This is a genomic window from Streptomyces sp. NPDC088116, assembly GCF_044741745.1.
GTDB lineage: Bacteria > Actinomycetota > Actinomycetes > Streptomycetales > Streptomycetaceae > Streptomyces.
Map to the genome: position 1 here is coordinate 1053423 of NZ_JBIUTF010000002.1, position 16729 is coordinate 1070151.

The 16729-nt window shown below is 71.0% G+C and carries 14 protein-coding genes and 1 riboswitch; of the genes, 5 read left to right on the forward strand and 9 right to left on the reverse strand.

Annotated features, from left to right (window positions below):
• Positions 1–7 precede the first annotated feature (7 nt).
• The 5 genes from ACIOJD_RS10955 to thiO all read right to left on the reverse strand — a co-directional run bounded on the left by ACIOJD_RS10955 (position 8) and on the right by thiO (position 5453).
• Positions 8–862, reverse strand: coding sequence for a deoxyribonuclease IV (locus tag ACIOJD_RS10955; RefSeq protein WP_401910898.1), 855 nt, complete (start codon positions 860–862; stop codon positions 8–10).
• A gap of 6 nt (positions 863–868) precedes the next feature.
• Complete coding sequence (gene pknB / locus ACIOJD_RS10960) at positions 869–2809, reverse strand: Stk1 family PASTA domain-containing Ser/Thr kinase (RefSeq protein WP_401910901.1); 1941 nt, start codon at positions 2807–2809, stop codon at positions 869–871.
• A gap of 438 nt (positions 2810–3247) precedes the next feature.
• Positions 3248–4042: a thiazole synthase gene (locus ACIOJD_RS10965; protein ID WP_401910903.1), complete on the reverse strand. Its 795-nt coding sequence runs from the start codon at positions 4040–4042 to the stop codon at positions 3248–3250.
• A gap of 5 nt (positions 4043–4047) precedes the next feature.
• Positions 4048–4248 carry a sulfur carrier protein ThiS gene (gene thiS / locus ACIOJD_RS10970; RefSeq protein ID WP_401911732.1) on the reverse strand — a complete coding sequence of 67 codons (201 nt, stop codon included), beginning with the start codon at positions 4246–4248 and terminating at the stop codon, positions 4048–4050.
• A gap of 23 nt (positions 4249–4271) precedes the next feature.
• The gene (thiO, locus tag ACIOJD_RS10975) at positions 4272–5453 is read right to left on the reverse strand and encodes a glycine oxidase ThiO (protein ID WP_401911734.1); all 1182 of its coding nucleotides are present in this window, start codon (positions 5451–5453) and stop codon (positions 4272–4274) included.
• 153 nt (positions 5454–5606) lie between these two features.
• A riboswitch (TPP riboswitch) is annotated at positions 5607–5720 on the reverse strand.
• A gap of 173 nt (positions 5721–5893) precedes the next feature.
• Between thiO and ACIOJD_RS10980 the strand changes: the two genes are divergently transcribed.
• The 5 genes from ACIOJD_RS10980 to ACIOJD_RS11000 all read left to right on the forward strand — a co-directional run bounded on the left by ACIOJD_RS10980 (position 5894) and on the right by ACIOJD_RS11000 (position 10622).
• On the forward strand, positions 5894–7189 hold the full coding sequence (locus ACIOJD_RS10980; RefSeq protein ID WP_401910905.1) for an NAD(P)/FAD-dependent oxidoreductase: 1296 nt from the start codon (positions 5894–5896) through the stop codon (positions 7187–7189).
• 153 nt (positions 7190–7342) lie between these two features.
• Complete coding sequence (locus tag ACIOJD_RS10985; RefSeq protein WP_401910907.1) at positions 7343–7708, forward strand: Rv2175c family DNA-binding protein; 366 nt, start codon at positions 7343–7345, stop codon at positions 7706–7708.
• Between the two features lie 93 nt (positions 7709–7801).
• Positions 7802–8452: a thiamine phosphate synthase gene (gene thiE, locus ACIOJD_RS10990; RefSeq protein WP_401910909.1), complete on the forward strand. Its 651-nt coding sequence runs from the start codon at positions 7802–7804 to the stop codon at positions 8450–8452.
• Positions 8453–8732: 280 nt separating this feature from the next.
• A complete protein-coding gene (metF, locus tag ACIOJD_RS10995; protein WP_401910912.1) occupies positions 8733–9650 on the forward strand; it encodes a methylenetetrahydrofolate reductase [NAD(P)H] in 918 nt (305 codons plus the stop codon).
• A gap of 51 nt (positions 9651–9701) precedes the next feature.
• Positions 9702–10622, forward strand: coding sequence for a hypothetical protein (locus ACIOJD_RS11000; RefSeq protein WP_401910913.1), 921 nt, complete (start codon positions 9702–9704; stop codon positions 10620–10622).
• A 198-nt stretch (positions 10623–10820) separates the two neighbouring features.
• Here ACIOJD_RS11000 and ACIOJD_RS11005 read toward each other — a convergent pair whose 3' ends face one another.
• From ACIOJD_RS11005 to ACIOJD_RS11020, 4 genes are all read right to left on the reverse strand, one after another.
• The gene (locus tag ACIOJD_RS11005) at positions 10821–12332 is read right to left on the reverse strand and encodes a phytoene desaturase family protein (RefSeq protein WP_401910916.1); all 1512 of its coding nucleotides are present in this window, start codon (positions 12330–12332) and stop codon (positions 10821–10823) included.
• A gap of 569 nt (positions 12333–12901) precedes the next feature.
• Entirely contained in the window at positions 12902–13510 is a 609-nt protein-coding gene (locus tag ACIOJD_RS11010; protein ID WP_401910918.1) for a TetR/AcrR family transcriptional regulator, read from the reverse strand.
• Positions 13511–13553: 43 nt separating this feature from the next.
• Positions 13554–15758, reverse strand: coding sequence for a YhgE/Pip family protein (locus ACIOJD_RS11015; RefSeq protein WP_401910921.1), 2205 nt, complete (start codon positions 15756–15758; stop codon positions 13554–13556).
• Positions 15730–16587 carry an ATP-binding cassette domain-containing protein gene (locus tag ACIOJD_RS11020; protein WP_401910922.1) on the reverse strand — a complete coding sequence of 286 codons (858 nt, stop codon included), beginning with the start codon at positions 16585–16587 and terminating at the stop codon, positions 15730–15732. Before ACIOJD_RS11020 ends, ACIOJD_RS11015 begins: the two co-directional genes overlap by 29 nt.
• Between the last annotated feature and the right edge of the window lie 142 nt (positions 16588–16729).

Sequence of the window (16729 nt, forward strand, 5' to 3'; positions counted from 1 at the left end):
TGGTGGATCAGCTGTCGCGGAGCTTCTTGAGCCGCTCGACATCCGCCGCGTGACCTTCCTTGCCGCCCGGTGTCTCGATCACCAGAGGTACGTTCTCGGTCGCCGGATGTGAGAACAGTTCGCGGAACGGCTCCTCGCCGATCTTCCCCACGCCGATGTTCTCGTGCCGGTCCTTGTGCGCGCCCGCCACGTCCTTCGAGTCATTGGCGTGGATCAGCTTGAGCCGGCCCTCTCCGACCGTGTCCACCAGCTGATCCAGCGTCCGGCGCATCCCGTGCGGCCCCGTGAGATCGTGCCCGGCCGCGAAGATGTGACAGGTGTCCAGGCACACGCCCAGCTTGGGATGCGAGTCGAGCGCCTCGAAATACGGCCCGAAGTCCCAGGTCATGGAGCAGAGTGAGAACCCCTGCCCGGCGGTCGACTCCAGGAGCAGGAACGGGTCGTCGTCATGGGTCAGTTCGTCGAGGAGCGGCAGCATCCGCTCCCGTACCTGCGCGAGTGCCACCTCGCGGGTGCGGCCCCCGGTCGCCGACCCCGTATGCACGACCACACCCAGCGCGCCGATCTCCCGGCCCCGGCGCAGGCTGTGCCGCAGGGACTCCACGGACTTCTCGGCCGTCGCCTCGGTGTGCGAGCCGAAGTTGATCAGGTACGGAGCGTGCACGTACGCCGTGATCCGCTCGGCCGCGCACTCGGCGCGGAATTTCTCGTCCTGCGCCGGATTCCCGGCAGGTGTCGCCCAGCCACGCGGATTGGCCGCGAAGACCTGGACGGTCTCGGCGCCCAGCTCATGCGCGTAGGGCAGACCGGTCGTGGCAAGGCCACCAGCCACCGGGACATGGCCGCCGACAGGGTTGCGCATGGCTGACTAGATCCCCTTGGTCTTGATGGTGATGGTGCTGCCCTCGGCGGCCTTGTCGCCGCCCTTGACGGACTGCTCGTCCACCGAGTCGTTCAGGAAGGGGAAGCCGCGCTCGACCTTGACCTCGAAGCCCGCAGCCTCCAGCTGTTTCCTGGCCTCGTCGGTCTTCTGCCCGGTGACATCCGGTACGGAGATCATTCGCGGGCCCTTGGAAACGGTCAGGGTGACGGTCTCTCCACGGGACAGCTCAGAGCCCTCGGCGGGGGACTGCCTGGCGACGGAGCCCGCGTCCACGGGGGAGTTCACCCGCACCGAGGCGATCTTGACCTTGAGCCCTTCCTCCTTGAGCGCGGCGGCGGCGTCGTCCGCGCTCTCCCCGGTCACACCGGGGACCTCGACCGGGCTGCCCTTGCTCACCACCAGCGCGACACCGGAATCGGGCCGCACCTCGGTCCCGGACGCGGGGGACGAACGGATCACGGACCCCTGCGCGATGTTGTCGTCGAACGACCGGTTGACCACTCCCGGGGCCAGCCCGGCCTTCTTCAGCGTCCGCCTGGCCTCGGCCAGGGGCATGCTCTCCAGATCGGGGACCTTGACGATCTTCGGGCCACGCGAGATCACGATGGTCACCGTGCCGTTGCCCCGGATCCGCGCGCGTGGAGCGGGATCGCTGCGCATGACCGTGCCGCGCTCGAAGGAGTCGCTGAAGTCCTTGCCGATCTTGACGTCGAGCCCCTCGTCCGAGAGCCGCTTCCTGGCCTCCTGCTCGCTCTGGCCGAGCAGCGAGGGGACATGGGTGAACTGCCCGGAGTTGATGTACCAGACCCCCGTCCCCACACCGAGCACGAGCAGCACGGCGACGATCGTCGCGAGGACGCCACGGCGGGGCATTCCCACGCGGCGCCGCGGCCGACTCCGCCTGTCCGGAGGCGTGCGGTCCGCGGGCGCCATCTCCAACCGTGAGGTGTGCTGGACCCGCGCTTCCTCCGGCACGTCCTCGGCGGGAAGGATGCGCGGGATCACCGTCGTACGGCCGTCGGCAGCCGCACCCTCCTCCGCCTCCGGCTTGGCCTGCGGCGGTATGGCGTCCAACTGCGCGTCACTCAGCGCGGCACGGGTCTCACGGACCAGGGCGAGCAGCGCCACCGCGTCGTGCGGACGTACATCGGGGTCACGGGCGGTGGCCGCCGCGACCAGCTCGTCCAACTCGACGGCGAGCCCGGGAACGGCGGCCGACGGCGCCGGCACGTCCTCGTTCAGATGCCGGTAGAGAACCTGGGCGGGCGTGTCCCCGCCGTGCGGCTTGGCGCCGGTCAGCATCTCGTGCAGCACGACACCGCAGGCATACACATCGACCCGCGTGTCGGACTCGCCGTACTCGATCTGCTCCGGCGCGAGATACGGCACCGTGCCGAGGACGGTCCCGGTGGTGTTGGTGACATCGCCCACGGTCCGTACGAGACCGAAATCGGCGACCTTCACCCGGCCGTCGTCCCCTATCAGCACGTTCTCGGGCTTCATGTCCCGGTGGACGAACCCGGCACGATGCGCGGAGCCGAGCGCCGCGAGCACCGGCTCCAGGATGTCCAGCGCGGCCCGCGGCTGGAGCGCACCACGATCCCGCAGCACATCGCGGAGCGTGCACCCGGCGACGTACTCCATCGCCAGATAGACATACGCCCCCTCCGCACCCTGGTCGAACACCGCGACCACATTGGGGTGCGACAGCCGCGCCACCGACTTGGCCTCCCGGATGAAACGCTCCACGAACGAGACATCGGCGGCGAGCGCCGGGTGCATCACCTTGAGGGCCAGAACGCGGTCCAGCCGGGTGTCGACGGCCCGGTAGACCGTGGCCATACCGCCGACAGCGATGCGCGCGTCGACGCGGTAGCGGCCGTCGAGCACCTGCCCGACGATGGGGTCATTGAGGGTCGTATCCACGCAGGTGAGTCTACGAGCCAGGGGCGACGCTCCCGCAGCCCCGGGTCGTACCTCACAAATCTGCCCGCGCTCCCTCACGACGGTGGCGCCCCTTCGGCTCACTCGCCCATACGAGGCGGCCCGCAGGCGGGCGACCGGCGGGAGGGGGGCGGGGTCGCAGGAGGTGACGTGTCCGGACGTAAAGCGTGATGTGTGGCGCACACCGGCCCGCACCCAACAATCAAATCCGCACGCGCCGTACATCACGCAGTCCGGACATGCGCCTCCGGAGGCCACCGCCCCCGCACCACCGATGGCACACACCGCCCCGCACCACCGATGGCACACACCGCCCCCGCATCCCGCCGGACGGCACACACCGCCCCGCACCACCCATGGCACACACCGCCCCCGCATCCCGCCGGACGGCACACCGCACGGGACGGCGACACCTCCCCGTCAGAAGAACGGCCGCTCCGGGTCCAGCACCGCCACCCCCTCCGCAGGCGACGACGCCGTGGCGAAGTGCCGCCGGGGAATCCGCCCAGCCCTCCGCGCCAGCCGCCCCGCCTCCACCGCGTACCGCATCGCCTCGGCCATCAGCACCGGTTCCTGCGCGCGGGTGACCGCCGACGCCAGCATCACCGCCGCGCAGCCCAGCTCCATCGCCAGCGCCGCGTCCGACGCGGTGCCCGCGCCCGCGTCGAGGATCACCGGGACGCGCGCGTGCTCGACGATCAGCTGGAAGTTGTGCGGGTTGCGGATGCCGAGCCCGGAGCCGATGGGCGAGCCCAGCGGCATGATCGCGGCGCAGCCGACATCCTCCAGTTTCCGGGCGAGTACCGGATCGTCGTTGGTGTACGGCAGCACGGTGAAGCCGTCGTCGACCAGGGTCTCGGCCGCGTCGAGCAGTTCGATCGGGTCGGGGAGCAGGGTGCGCTCGTCCGCGACGACCTCCAGTTTCACCCAGTCCGTGCCGAGCGCTTCGCGTGCGAGGCGGGCGGTGAGCACCGCCTCCCCGGCGGTGTGGCAGCCGGCGGTGTTGGGCAGGGCGCGGATGCCGAGGGAGTCGAGCACGGACAGGACGGAGCCCTGGACCGTGGGGTCCAGGCGGCGCATCGCGACCGTGGTGAGTTCGGTGCCGGAGGCGATCAGAGAGCGTTCCAGTACGTCGAGGCTGGGCGCCCCGCCCGTCCCCATGATCAACCGTGAGGCGAAGGTGGTGGAACCGATGGTGAGCTGGTCGTCCGCCATGGGGCTCAGCCTCCCTGGACAGCGGTGAGGACTTCCACGCGGTCGCCCTCGCCGAGCCGCGTGCCGGACCACCGGGTGCGCGGGACCACCGTCTCGTTGACGGCGGCGGCGATGCCCGACGGCGCGGGAGTGAGGGCCGCGACCACGAGGTCCAGTGTGGTGGCCGCGGCCAGTTCGCGGGGTTCGCCGTTCACGAAGACGTTCACGGAGGCGTTGACGTTGATACCGGTCATGAGGGCTTCTCCTGATGTACGGAGGCGGCGGGGACGGAGGCCGCGGAGTAGGAGTCGGGGGAGAAACGGCGGGGCGTGAACGGCCGGGCCTCGTCCGGCAGTTCGCCCGTGGTCAGTGCGTCGGCCATCGCGTCGCCGGTGACGGGCGTGAGAAGGACGCCGTTACGGAAGTGGCCGGTGGCCAGGTGCAGTCCCGGCAGCGCGGTGGGCCCGAGCAGCGGTGCGTTGTCCGGCGACCCGGGGCGCAGCCCGGCGAGGGTCTCGGTGAGCGGCAGCTCGGTGATGCCGGGGACCAGTTCGTGGGCGTCGCGCAGCAGCTCGTACACCCCGCCCGCGGTGACCGTGCTGTCCCAGCCGAGATCTTCGCTGGTGGCGCCGATGACCAGCTCGCCGTTGGCGCGCGGGACGAGGTAGATGTGGCTGCCGCGCACCACCGCCCGTACCGTCCGGGACAGGAAGGGCGCGTACGGGCGGGGGACGGTCAGCCGCAGGACCTGGCCCTTGACGGGCCGTACCGGCGGCGTGATGTTGTCCGGTACGCCCGAGAGCCTGCCGCTGAGGCTGCCGCCCGCCAGCACTACCTGGTCGGCGGTGAGCGTACGGCCGTCGGAGAGGACGGCACCGGTGGCCCGTTCCCGTACGACGGAGAGGCGGTCGGCCCAGGCGCGGTGGAAGACCACCCCGGCCCGCTCGCACGCGGTCAGCAGGGCCGATGCCAGCCGTCGTGGGTCGATCTGGTGGTCGCCGTCCACGCGCAGGCCCCCGCGCACGCCCGGCGCGAGCATCGGTTCCAGGCGCCGGCACTCACGGCCCGTGAGCCACTCCGAGGCGAGCCCCGAGCGCTGCTGGAGGGCGTGCAGCTCGCGCAGCTGGGCGCGGTCGTCGGTGTCGAGGGCGACGGCCAGGGTGCCGCAGGCGCGGTAGCCGGTGTCCTGGCCACTGGCCTCCTCCAGCTCCGCGACAAAGCCGGGGTAGCGCTCGGCGGAGGCGAGATTGAGCCCGAGCAATGTCTGTTCGCCGTAGTGGAGTTCGGTGACGGCGGCGAGCATGCCGGCCGCGACCCGCGCGGCCCCGCCACCGGGCTCGGGGTCGGCGACGGCGGTATGCAGTCCGCGCTGTGCCGCCCGCCAGGCGGTGACCAGGCCGATGATCCCGCCGCCGATGACGAGTACGTCCAGTACGTCCGACCCCGTGCTCGTACTGCCCGTACGGGCTTCTCGACCGGACCGTTCGGACTGACCGGACCGTTCGGACTGACCGGACCGTTCGGACTGACCGGACCGTTCGGACTGACCGGGCTGACCGGTCGTATGAGATGCGTGAGATGACTGCATGGGCGTCCAGCCCCTCCCTTCGCCGGCATGACCCGGATCAGGTTCGTACGGTCGGAGGCCGCCTCAGCCTCCCTCTCAGCCCGGTGCGCCCGGACTCCCGCGAGGTAGTGTCAACGGCCAGACTAACGCCCTGTCCCCGGGCGCAGCAGGGGAGCGTTGGCCGAGGCCCGTTCGCCGGGCGGACACGCCCCAGGGCTCCGTCGTCGCCGCTCTCGCAGGCATCCGCGCCGGGCTGGACGAGCGGCTCCTTTCCTGACGAATCATCAGCTGTCTAAGGTGATCGGGTGAGCGAGCAGCGGATGCGGACGGATCAAGATCAGGGCCAGGACCAGGGCCAGGGCCAGAGCCACAGCCAGGGGCAGGAGCAGAGCCCGCGGCGGACGGAACAGCCGCGCGTGGTGATCGTCGGCGCGGGCATGGCCGGCGTACAGACCGCGGTGGCCCTGCGGGAGAAGGGCTACGGCGGCCCGGTCACCCTGATCGGCGCCGAACCGCACCCGCCCTACGACCGGCCGCCGCTCTCCAAGGCGGTGCTGCTCGGACAGGCGGCCGGCTCGGCCTTCGACATCGACTTCGAGGGGCTCACCGTCGACCTGCGGCTGGGGCTGGAAGTGACCGGGCTGCGGGCGTCCGCGCGGGAACTCGACACCCCCGCCGGTCCCGTTCCGTACGACATCCTGGTCATCGCCACCGGAGCCGAGCCGGTTCCGCTGCCCGGCACCGAGGACCTCGCCCACGTCCACCTGCTGCGCACACTGGACGACGCGGAACGGCTGCGCCCCATCCTGGAGCAGCGGCAGGAGATCGTGGTCGTGGGAGCGGGGTGGATCGGCGCCGAGTTCGCGACGGCCGCCCGTACGGCGGGTTGTGTCGTGACGGTGGTGGAGGCGGCGGACGCGCCGTTCGCGGGCGCCCTGCCCGCCGAGGTCGCCGCGCCCATGGCCGACTGGTACGCCGAGAGCGGGGCGGAACTGCTGACGCACGCGCGCGTGGCGGGCGTCGAACCCGGCACGGTCGTCCTCGCGGACGGCCGGCAGCTGCCGGCCGACGCGGTGGTCGTCGGCATCGGGGCACGGCCCGCGACAGGCTGGCTCGCCGGCTCGGGCATCGCCCTCGGCCCGGACGGTTCGGTCACGGCGGACGAACGGCTGCGGACCTCGCTGCCCGAGGTGTACGCGGTGGGCGACTGCGCCTCCTTCCCGTCCACCCGCTACGGCGAGCGGCTGCTGGTACACCACTGGGACAACGCGCTCCAGGGCCCGCGTACGGTCGCCGCCCAGGTGATCGGCGAGACCGAGCAGGTCTACGACCCGGTGCCGTACTTCTGGTCCGAGCAGTTCGGCCGCTTCGTGCAGTACGCGGGCCATCACGAGTTCGCCGACACACTGGTGTGGCGCGGCGATCCGGCGGGGGCGGCCTGGTCGGTGGTGTGGCTGCGCGGAGAGGTGCTGGTGGGACTGCTGGCGGTGGGCAGGCCCAGGGACCTCGCGCAGGGCCGCAAACTGATCGACACGGGCGCGCGGCTGGACCGGGAACGGGCCGCGGATCCGGCGGTGCCGCTGCGGAAGGCTGTTGTCTGACCGTTCGGTGACGGTGACGGTGAGCGACTGCGATGGGCTCACCACACGCGGTGACCCATCACATGCGGTGACCCACCACGCTCTCGGCGCAGGACGGCCACGTCCGGGGTGCCTCGGGTACCGTCTGTCAGTCCTAGATGGCAGGCTTGTCCTGTGACCGAGATTGACGCAAAGATCGATGCTCTCGTCCCCGCCTGGCTTCACCTGCCCGACATCGCGGAAATGCTCGATGTCGAGGTGACGCGTGTGCGGCAGCTGGTGAAGGAAGGCCAGCTGATCGCGGTGCGCCGCGGCGAGAACAGGACGCTCCAGGTGCCTGCCGCCTTCATTGACGGCAACAAGGTCGTCAAGGGCCTGGCCGGGACCTTGACGCTCCTGAGGGACGACAGCTTCACCGACGAAGAGATGCTTGAGTGGCTCTTCACCCCCGACCCCACCCTGCCGGGCACGCCCGCGCAGGCACTCAGTGAGAATCGCGGCACGGAGGTGAAGCGCCGGGCCCAGGCGCTCGCCGTCTGACGAGACCATCACTCGCGGTGTACGGCGACGCCATGACCGCGCCGCGCGGTCATCACTCGCCGTGCACCGCCGACCAACGGGGGACCTTCTTTCATGCCCACGGCTCATGCGTCGCTGTCCGATGCCCGGCTCTACCTCTGTACGGACGCCCGCAAACGGCAGGGGGACCTTCCCGCGTTCCTCGATGCCGTACTCACCTCGGGCGTGGACATCGTGCAGCTGCGGGACAAGGGCATGGAGGCGGCCGAGGAGCTGGATCACCTCCAGGTCTTCGCCGACGCCTGCCGCCGCCACGGCAAGCTGCTGGCCGTGAACGACCGCGCCGATGTGGCGCATGCCATCGGCTCCGACGTACTGCATCTGGGACAGGGAGACCTGCCCGTCCCGGCGGCCCGAGCGATCCTCGGGGATACTCCGCTGATCGGCCGTTCCACCCATGCCGCCGTCGAGGTGGACGCGGCTGCCGTCGAGCCCGGTGTGGACTATTTCTGCACGGGCCCGTGCTGGCCCACCCCGACCAAGCCCGGCCGCCACGCGCCGGGGCTCGGCCTGGTGCGTCATGCCGCGTCGCTGGCCACGGAGCGCCCGTGGTTCGCGATCGGCGGGATCGACGCGGCCCGTCTCGACGAGGTGCTGGACGCCGGTGCCCGCAGGGTCGTCGTCGTACGGGCGATCACCGAGGCCGACGACCCGGCAGCGGCTTCGGCCGCACTGGCCGAGCGGGTACGGGAACGCGCGCTGTGACGGGTGACCGCACCGGGTTGCGCGTGCTGCCGTACGGCAGAGCAGCCGTACGGCAGAGCAGCCGTACACCAGGGCAGCCGTACGGCGGGGCAGCCGTACACCAGGGCGGCTGTACGGCGGGGGGCTGCCGCGGCGAAGTCGTCCAGCTGGTGGCCGGCAGGTGTCCGGTGAGTGATCACCGGTCGGTCATAGGTGTCCGCAGAGTGGACAGTTAACGGGCAATCCCGGCAAATTACCTGGCACGGTTGGGTGAGCGCCGCGCCCTCGATAACCTGCACGTATGGCCCTTGGCACAGCTTCGACCAGATCTGATCGCGCACTGACCGTGCGCGATCTACTCGCGACCGGCAAGACTTCCTTCTCGTTCGAGTTCTGGGCGCCCAAGACCGAGAAGGGTGAGCGCAACCTCTGGAACGCGCTGCGCCGGGTCGAAGCGGTGGCCCCGAGCTTTGTCTCCGTGACCTACGGCGCCGGCGGCTCCACCCGCGACGGCACCGTCAAGGCCACCCAGCAGATCGCCTCCGACACCACGCTCACGCCGGTAGCGCATCTCACCGCGGTCGGCCAGTCCGTCGCCGAACTGCGCAACATGATCGGGCAGTACGCCGGCGCCGGGATCCGCAACATCCTCGCCGTCCGTGGCGACCCGCCCGGCGACCCCATGGGCGAGTGGGTCAAGCACCCCCAGGGCGTGCGCTACGCCGCCGAACTGGTCAGCCTCATCAAGGAGTCCGGGGACTTCTGCGTCGGGGTGGCGGCCTTCCCCGAGATGCATCCGCGCTCCTGCGACTGGGACTCCGACATACGCCACTTCGTGGACAAGTGCCGCGCCGGTGCCGACTACGCGATCACGCAGATGTTCTTCGAACCCGAGGGCTATCTGCGGTTGCGCGACCGGGTCGAGGCCGCGGGTTGCGCGACCCCGATCATTCCCGAGATCATGCCGGTCACCAGCGTCAAGATGCTGGAACGGCTGCCGCAGCTCAGTACCGCGGTCTTCCCGCAGGAGTTGAAAGAGCGGATCCTCTCGGTCAAGGACGATCCCGTCGCTGTACGCTCCATTGGCATCGAGTTCGCGACGGAGTTCTGCGCCGGTCTGCTCTCCGAGGGCGTCCCCGGCCTGCACTTCATTACACTCAACAACTCCACTGCGACGCTCGAAATCTACGAGAATCTCGGACTGCACGAGCAGTCGTGACCGGCCGTACCCGCCTTGTCCCGGGGCGGTGGCCGCAAGAGAGGGGCGGGCATGGGCTGGACGGTCCTCTATATCGCGTTCGGCATCGTGGCACTGTGGTTGCTGGGCGAAGTGCTGCTCCAGTACAAGGCGCGGCTGCGCTGGCGCCTTCTCGCCTTCACCGGATTCATGGGCGTGGTGCTCGGTGTCCTGGTGCCCTCCGTCTTCGTCATCGCCCTGGGCACGATCGCGTTCGCGATCGGCCAGACCTATGTGACCCTCTCCTTCCGCCGCGGCTTCTCCACGGGGTGGGCGATCGGTGGCCGTCCGGGAGCCAGCCGCCGTCGCAGGGCCGTTGGCAAGGCCGCCGACCGTGAGCCCGCGCTCGAGGTCTCGGACCTGGAGTACGAGCCGGTGGTCCCGGCCGCCGAGACCACCGCCGCGTACGAGGCGCTGCCGTCGACCGCCGAGACCACCCCGGTGTACGAGCCGGAGCCGATCCCCGATGAGACAGGGCAGTACGGCGTCTACAACGACGCGGACCAGGACACGCGGACACCGGGACAGCCGCACCACTCCGGCACGAACGAGTACGGCGGCGGATACGGCTACCCCGCCTATGAGCCCTCCGTGGGCCAGGACGCGTACGGGGCACAGGACGCCTACGCCGGCCAGGGCACCTACGCGGACCAGGGCGGTTACGCGAGCCAGGACGTCTACGCGGCTCAGTACGACTACGGCAGCGGCCAGCAGCAGTACGCCGCGTACTCCGACCCGTACATCGGCTCGGCCAACGCCGGTCAGCAGTACGGCTCGTACGACAGCTTCGGCGGCCAGCAGCAGTACGCCGACCCCTACGGGGGGCAGGAGCAGTACGGCAACGACACCCCGCCCGGCGGGATCTGGGTCCCGCAGCAGCGCGACCGCGATGGGGACCAGCCGCAGCCGCCCGGCTACGACCCCAATTACAACGACCAGCAGTACCGCTACTGACGGGCGGAAGTGCTCGGCGGCCAGCGGCCAGCGGCCAGTAGCCCGTGGGGCAGCGGCCTCGCCGGAAGGGCCGTGGGTCGGACCGCCGACGGCCGGGCAGCTCCAGTTGGACCGAGCAGCCCCCCGGGGGGCCTGGGGGTGGCGGCCCTGGCAGTCAGAAAACCCTTGGGGTCGGAGCGCGCCGCTCGAGCCGCGCCGTCACTGTGAGCCCCGGAAGCCCGCTCCTTCGACGATCAGCCCCGCGACCAGCGCCCCCGACATCCCGGCGTGGGCGAGCCCGCCGCCCGGATGTGCCCAGCCGCCCGCCAGATAGAGCCCGGACATCCGGGTGATGTTCGACGGACGCAGCAGCCGGCCCCCGGCTCCGGCCAGCGCGGGCGCCGGGACCGAGCCGCCGGTCGCCCCCGTCTGCGCGGCTGTGTCGGCGGGCGTCCGCACCTCGCGCCGGACGAGCCGCTCCGCCACTCCCGGCACGGCCGCCTCGGCCGCCGCCACCAGCACATCCGCGTACCGCTCGCGCAGTGCCCCGTCGGACCAGTCCACCGGGCCGTGCGGCGCGACCGTCGCCGTGACCGTCACCGCCTCATGGCCTTCGTCGGGACGCGTCCCCGGGTCGTCGGGCCGCAGCACCGTGACCGTCGGGCGCTGTGCCGTGCCACCGGCGAAGACCTCGGCCGCTTCGGCGCTCCCGTCGGGGGAGTGCACCACCGTGCGGTGCGCCGCGTCCCCGTCCCGCGCCCCGCGCAGCGCCAGCAGCACCGTGAACCGTCCGGGCACCAGGGCGCCGCCGACCGATTCCCCCGGTCGTACGTCACCGTCCTCCCACAGGTCGCGCTCCACGAGAGGCTGCGACGCGACGCCCGCGACCACCCGGTCCGCCGCGACGACCGTGCCGTCCGCCAACTCGATCCCGGCGGCCGCGCCGTCCTTCTCGACGATCCGGGTCACTTCGGCCCCGAAGACGAACTCCACCTTGCGGGCCACGCACCGCTCGTACACCGCCCGCGCCAACTCCCGTATCCCGCCGCGCACATACCAGCTGCCGAAGGTCTGCTCCAGATACGGGAGCAGGGCGGCGCCCGCCGGAGCGTGCCGCGGGTCGAGGCCGTACGACAGGGCGTACCCGTCCAGCAGGGCGGCGAGCCGGGGGTCTGCCAGCTCCCAGGCACCGATCTCCGCGACCGTGGTGGCCTGCCGGGCGCCGCGCAGCAGTCGCCGGTGCCGGACGGCCGGATACGGATCGCGCCCGAGCACCTGCCGGTCGGCCCACAGCGGCTCCTCCAGCAACGGCCGGCGCGAGCGGTCCCAGGCGTCCCTGGCCCGGCCGAGGAACGCCCCCCAGCGTTCACCCGCGCCCGCGCCGAGCGCCGCGTCCAGGGCGGAGACCACACCTCCGCGCGACGCGTTCGGCAACCGCACGTCGGTGCCGTCCGCGAAGACATGGCGGCTCGCCGGGTCGACCTGGTCGAGCTGGACGCACTCCTCCAAGGGCTCTTTGCCGGTCTTGACGAACAGATCGCGGTAGACGGCCGGGAGATGCAGCAGACCGGGCCCGGTGTCGAAGACGAATCCGTCCCGCTCGAACCGGCCCACCGACCCGCCGTAGGTCGCCGCGCGTTCGTACACCGTCACCCGGTGGCCCGCCACAGCCAGCCGGGCGGCCGCCGCCATGGCGCCCGTCCCGGCGCCGATCACCACAATCCGTGCCATGCGAATGACTGTAACGACCGGCACTGACAATTCGGCCCGGCGGTCGGGGAATCCCACCCGTGGCCAGGCATTTCTCCCGCCCGCACGGTGCCTGGCCGCGCAGGAGGCGGCGGAATCGGGGGCCAGGAACGCCTCGGTCGCGATGCCGGGCACCAGCAGCGTGCCCACTCGGGTCCGAGGCTGTGGGCAGTAGTGCGCAGGACTGAGTACCCGTACCTAGTACGGGAGATGAGTAGGCGCGCGGATGGGGTGCCACCTGCGAAGACGGAAGAGTGGAGACCACGGAAGGGGCGCGGCGCCGGAACCGCCGACACGGGGCGGCGGAAACGGCGCGGCTCCCCTGCCGGCACGGGGGTGCAAACGGGGAGCCCAGCGACCACGGGGGATCACGGGGGATCACGAGGAAGCGGGCTCTCCGGCACCACGGGGGCACGGGGGAAGCGGGGGGCACGGGGGAGACACGGGGGAACGCGTCGGCCCGGTGAGGCTCAGGGGGACTGAGCCTCACCGGGCCGACGCTTTTCCGCTCCATTCGGGCCAGGCCGTTCCGTGGGGTCGGTGCGACGGTGTCAGCGCCCGCCGACCCGGCCATGCAACAGCAGCGAGAGCGCCGAGTGCACGTCGTCTATCGACCGCTCCGGCTGGAACGCCTGCCAGTCCAGAGCCGCCACCAGCACCATCCCGACCAACGCCGCCGCCGTCAGCGGAATATCGATCTCGTCGCTCAGCTCACCGCCCTCGACGGCCTCCCTGAGCACCGTCTCGACCACCGCGACCGCCTCCTGACGCACCACCAGCAGCGTCGACTGCCAGGCCCGGTTCGTCCGCCACAGTTCGGCGACGTACAGCTGGGTGAAGGCCGGGTAGCGGTCGATGAAGACCAGGCCGGCCCTGATCATCGCGTCGAGCGCCTCGACCCTGCTGCCGCCGCGCGCGGACGTCTCGTCGGCGGCGGTTCGCAGGGAGGAGGTGAGCAGCCCGACGCCGTGCCGCAGCAACTCCTCGAACAGCTCCGTCTTGCTCTTGAAGTTGTAGTAGACCGTGCCCTTGGCGACCCCGGCGCGCTCGGCGATCTCGTCCACCGTCGTGGCGGAGAAGCCCTGCTCGGCGATGAGGGTCACGGCGGCCTCGTAGAGCTTCTGCCGGGTGGCCTGGCGGCGGGTGCTGGAGCTGTCCATGGCGACGATTGTCACAGGTCCGCACCCCACCGGTGCGCCATGCTCACAGGCTCAGCTCGGGATGCAGCCGGTCGAGCGTCCACACCTGCTTGCGCCGCGCGGACAGGGCGGTCAGCGCCAGCGCGCCCGCGGTGAAGGCGGCGAGGACGGCGCAGGCCTGCCAGACCGGACCGAGTCCGCCGCCCGTGATGAGCCGGCGCAGCGCCTCGACCACGTAACTCATCGGCAGGAAGGGGTGGATGGCACCGAAGAAGCCCGGACTGGTCTGTACGGGATAGGTACCGCCGGCCGAGGTCAGCTGGAGCATCAGCAGCGCCAGGACGAGGATGCGGCCCGCCGGTCCGAAGCGGGCGTTGAGCCACTGGATGATCGCCGTGAAGCAGCAGGTGACCAGGGCGAGGAAGCCGACGGTGCCGGCGGCGTGGGCCATCTCCAGACCGATGGCCCAGTGCAGTACGGAGATCAGCGCGCCGACCTGGAGCAGACCGATCGCGGCGACCGGCAGCCAGCCCGCCAGCGCGATGCGCCAGGAGGAGGCGCCGGCGGCCAGCGCGCGCCGGTTCATGGGCTGGATCAGCATGTACGCCACCATCGCGCCGACCCAGAGGGACAGCGGAATGAAGTACGGGGCGAAGCCGGTGCCGTAGTTGGGCGCCGCGTGCATGGACCGTGACGCGAGCTGGACGGGGTCGGCCATCACATCCGTACGCCGGTCCCGGTCCTTCCGGTCGTAGTCGGGGATCTTCCCGACGCCGTCGCTCAGGCCGCCGGCCAGTTCGGCCGATCCGTCGGTGAGTTTGAAGAGCCCGCCGTCGAGAGAGTGCGCGCCGGTCTTCAGATCGCCGATGCCGGTGTCGAGCGTGGTGGAGCCCTTCTTGGCGCCGACCAGTCCGGTGTGCAGCTGGTCCGCGCCCTTGGCGACCCTCTTGGCGCCGGTGTTGAGCGCGTTGATCTTCGTGACGGCGGTCTCCAGGTCCTCGTCCAGATGAGGCGCGCGTCCGGCGAGGTCGTTCGCCTGCTTCTGGAGCGTGGCGAGCCGGCCGTCCAGCTTCTTGAGGTCGCCGCTGTTGGCCGTGACGAGGGCGTTGATGTCGTCGGCGACTTCGGCCACGTCGGCGGCGGCGGTCCTGGCGCGGTTGAGCGCGGGGCAGGCGGAGGGGTCGGGAACGACGGTCGTGGCGGCGGGGGGTGTGCCGGTGCCGGTGTTCGTGCCCGTGCCGGTGTTCGTTTCGGGGGCCGTCGTGGATTCGGCGCCGTTCCCGTTCCCGTTCCCGTTCCCAGTCCCGGGGAGGTTCTCGCAACGTGTCCGGTAGACGGTGTCCAGTTCGTCGGAGGCCTGCCGGGCCCTGGTCGCGGCCGTGGGGGCGGACTTCACGAGCAGGCCGAGGTTGTCCCGTATCGTCCGGGACGAATCCGCCACCAGCCGTGCCGATCCGGCGATCGTCTTCCCCTTGTCCTTGAGGTACGGACGGACGTCCCTGGCCACGCCGTTGACCTTGTCGGCGAGTGACTGGGTTCCGTCGGCGACCTGTTGGGAGCCGGTCTCCAGATCGGCCGCGCCCTTGTCGAGCTTCGTCAGTCCGCCGGCCAGCTCACCGCTGCCGTCCTTGGCGGTGTTCAGCCCGTCCGCGAGATCCTTGGAGCCCTTCTTGGCCTGTCCGATACCGCCCTTGAGCTTGTCGGCGCCCTTGGCCGCCTTCTCGGTGGCGTCATGGATGCCGGAGAAGGAGATGAATATCTTGTCGAGGAAGGAGCGGGAGGCGTTCGTCGACGCGGCCCTCCGCACCTCCGCGAACACGGTCCGGGAGAGCTGGCCGACAATGTAGCTGTTGGCGTCGTTCGTACGTACCTGAAGCGCGCCTGTCCCGGGTGCGTCGCCGGAACTGGACGCGATCCTCTTACTGAGATCCGACGGCATGGTCAGGGAGAGGTAGTACGAGCCGTCCTCCACGCCCTTGCGCGCCTCGGCCGAGCTCACTTCGTGCCAGGCGAACACCTTGCTGTCGCGCAGGCCTTGGGTGATCTCGTCGCCGGCCGTGATCTTCCGGCCGGCGGCGGTGGCGCCCTTGTCGTCGTTGACGAGCGCGACGGGGATGCGGTCGAGCCGTCCGTACGGATCCCAGAAGGACCACAGGTACAGCGCGCCGTACAGCAGCGGCAGCAGCATGATCGCGACGAGCGCGGCGATCGGCAGTCTTCCCCTGCCGAACCGCTTCAGCTCAAGCGCGGCCAGTTTCGGCGAGCGCATCGGCTGCCCCTTCCTCGTGCTCGGTGTCCTCGTTCGGCTCGTCGTTCGGCTCCTCCGTACGGACGATGCCGTCCACGCCGTCCGCACCGGCGCCGACTCCGGGAGCCTGGCTGCACACGGCCAGCACTGTTGTGCCACCGTCGGCGACGGACCGCATGAGCTGCCAAGCCTCGGCCCGGCCGGTGTCGGAGAGTTTGAGATCCAGGTCGTCCACGGCCAGCAGTCGGGGCCGGCCGATCAGGGCGAGGGCCACCGAGAGGCGCAGAGCCTCCAGCCGCTCCAGGTCGCGTACCGAGGTGCGTTCGCCCTTCGGCAGAGTGGCCGTGTCGAGCCCGGCGGCGGCGAGCGCGGCATCGATACGGCCACGGGCCTCGGCGGCCCGCTCGGCGCGCGGGCGCAGCAGGGCGCGGAGCGAACCTCCGAACCGGCGTTGCAGCAAGGCGCGTTCGCGCAGATGCTCGGCGACGGTCAGGGCCGGATCGAGATCGCTCACGCCCGGGACGGGACCGAGGGAGCTGATCCGGCGTACGGCGGGCATGGCGCGCGGCAGAGCCAGCCCGCCGACCTCGGCCCGGCCCTCGGTCGGTCGCATCCGGCCGGTGAGCGCGAGCAGCAGGCAGGTACGGCCGGAGCCCGACGGGCCCACGATCGCCACGACGGTGCCGGGCGCGGCATCGACCCGGACATGGCGGAACACCCAGCCGCGCGACCCCTTGAGCCCGAAGTTCTCGGCGCTGACGGCCGCGCCGAGGACGCGATGCGCGCTGCGTACGCCGGGTCCTTTGTCTTCGCCGCCGTGGCTGCCCCGGTCGTCCTCTCGGCTGACCACGTGCCCTCCCCAGGTCCTATTTTTTTGTACTGACTGGTCAGTTCAAAAAGTACTCCGAACTGACGAGCGAGGCAAAACCGCAGGTCAGGGCCGATTGTCAGTGGTGCCCCTCAGGATGGACACATACGGCCACGGTGCCGTT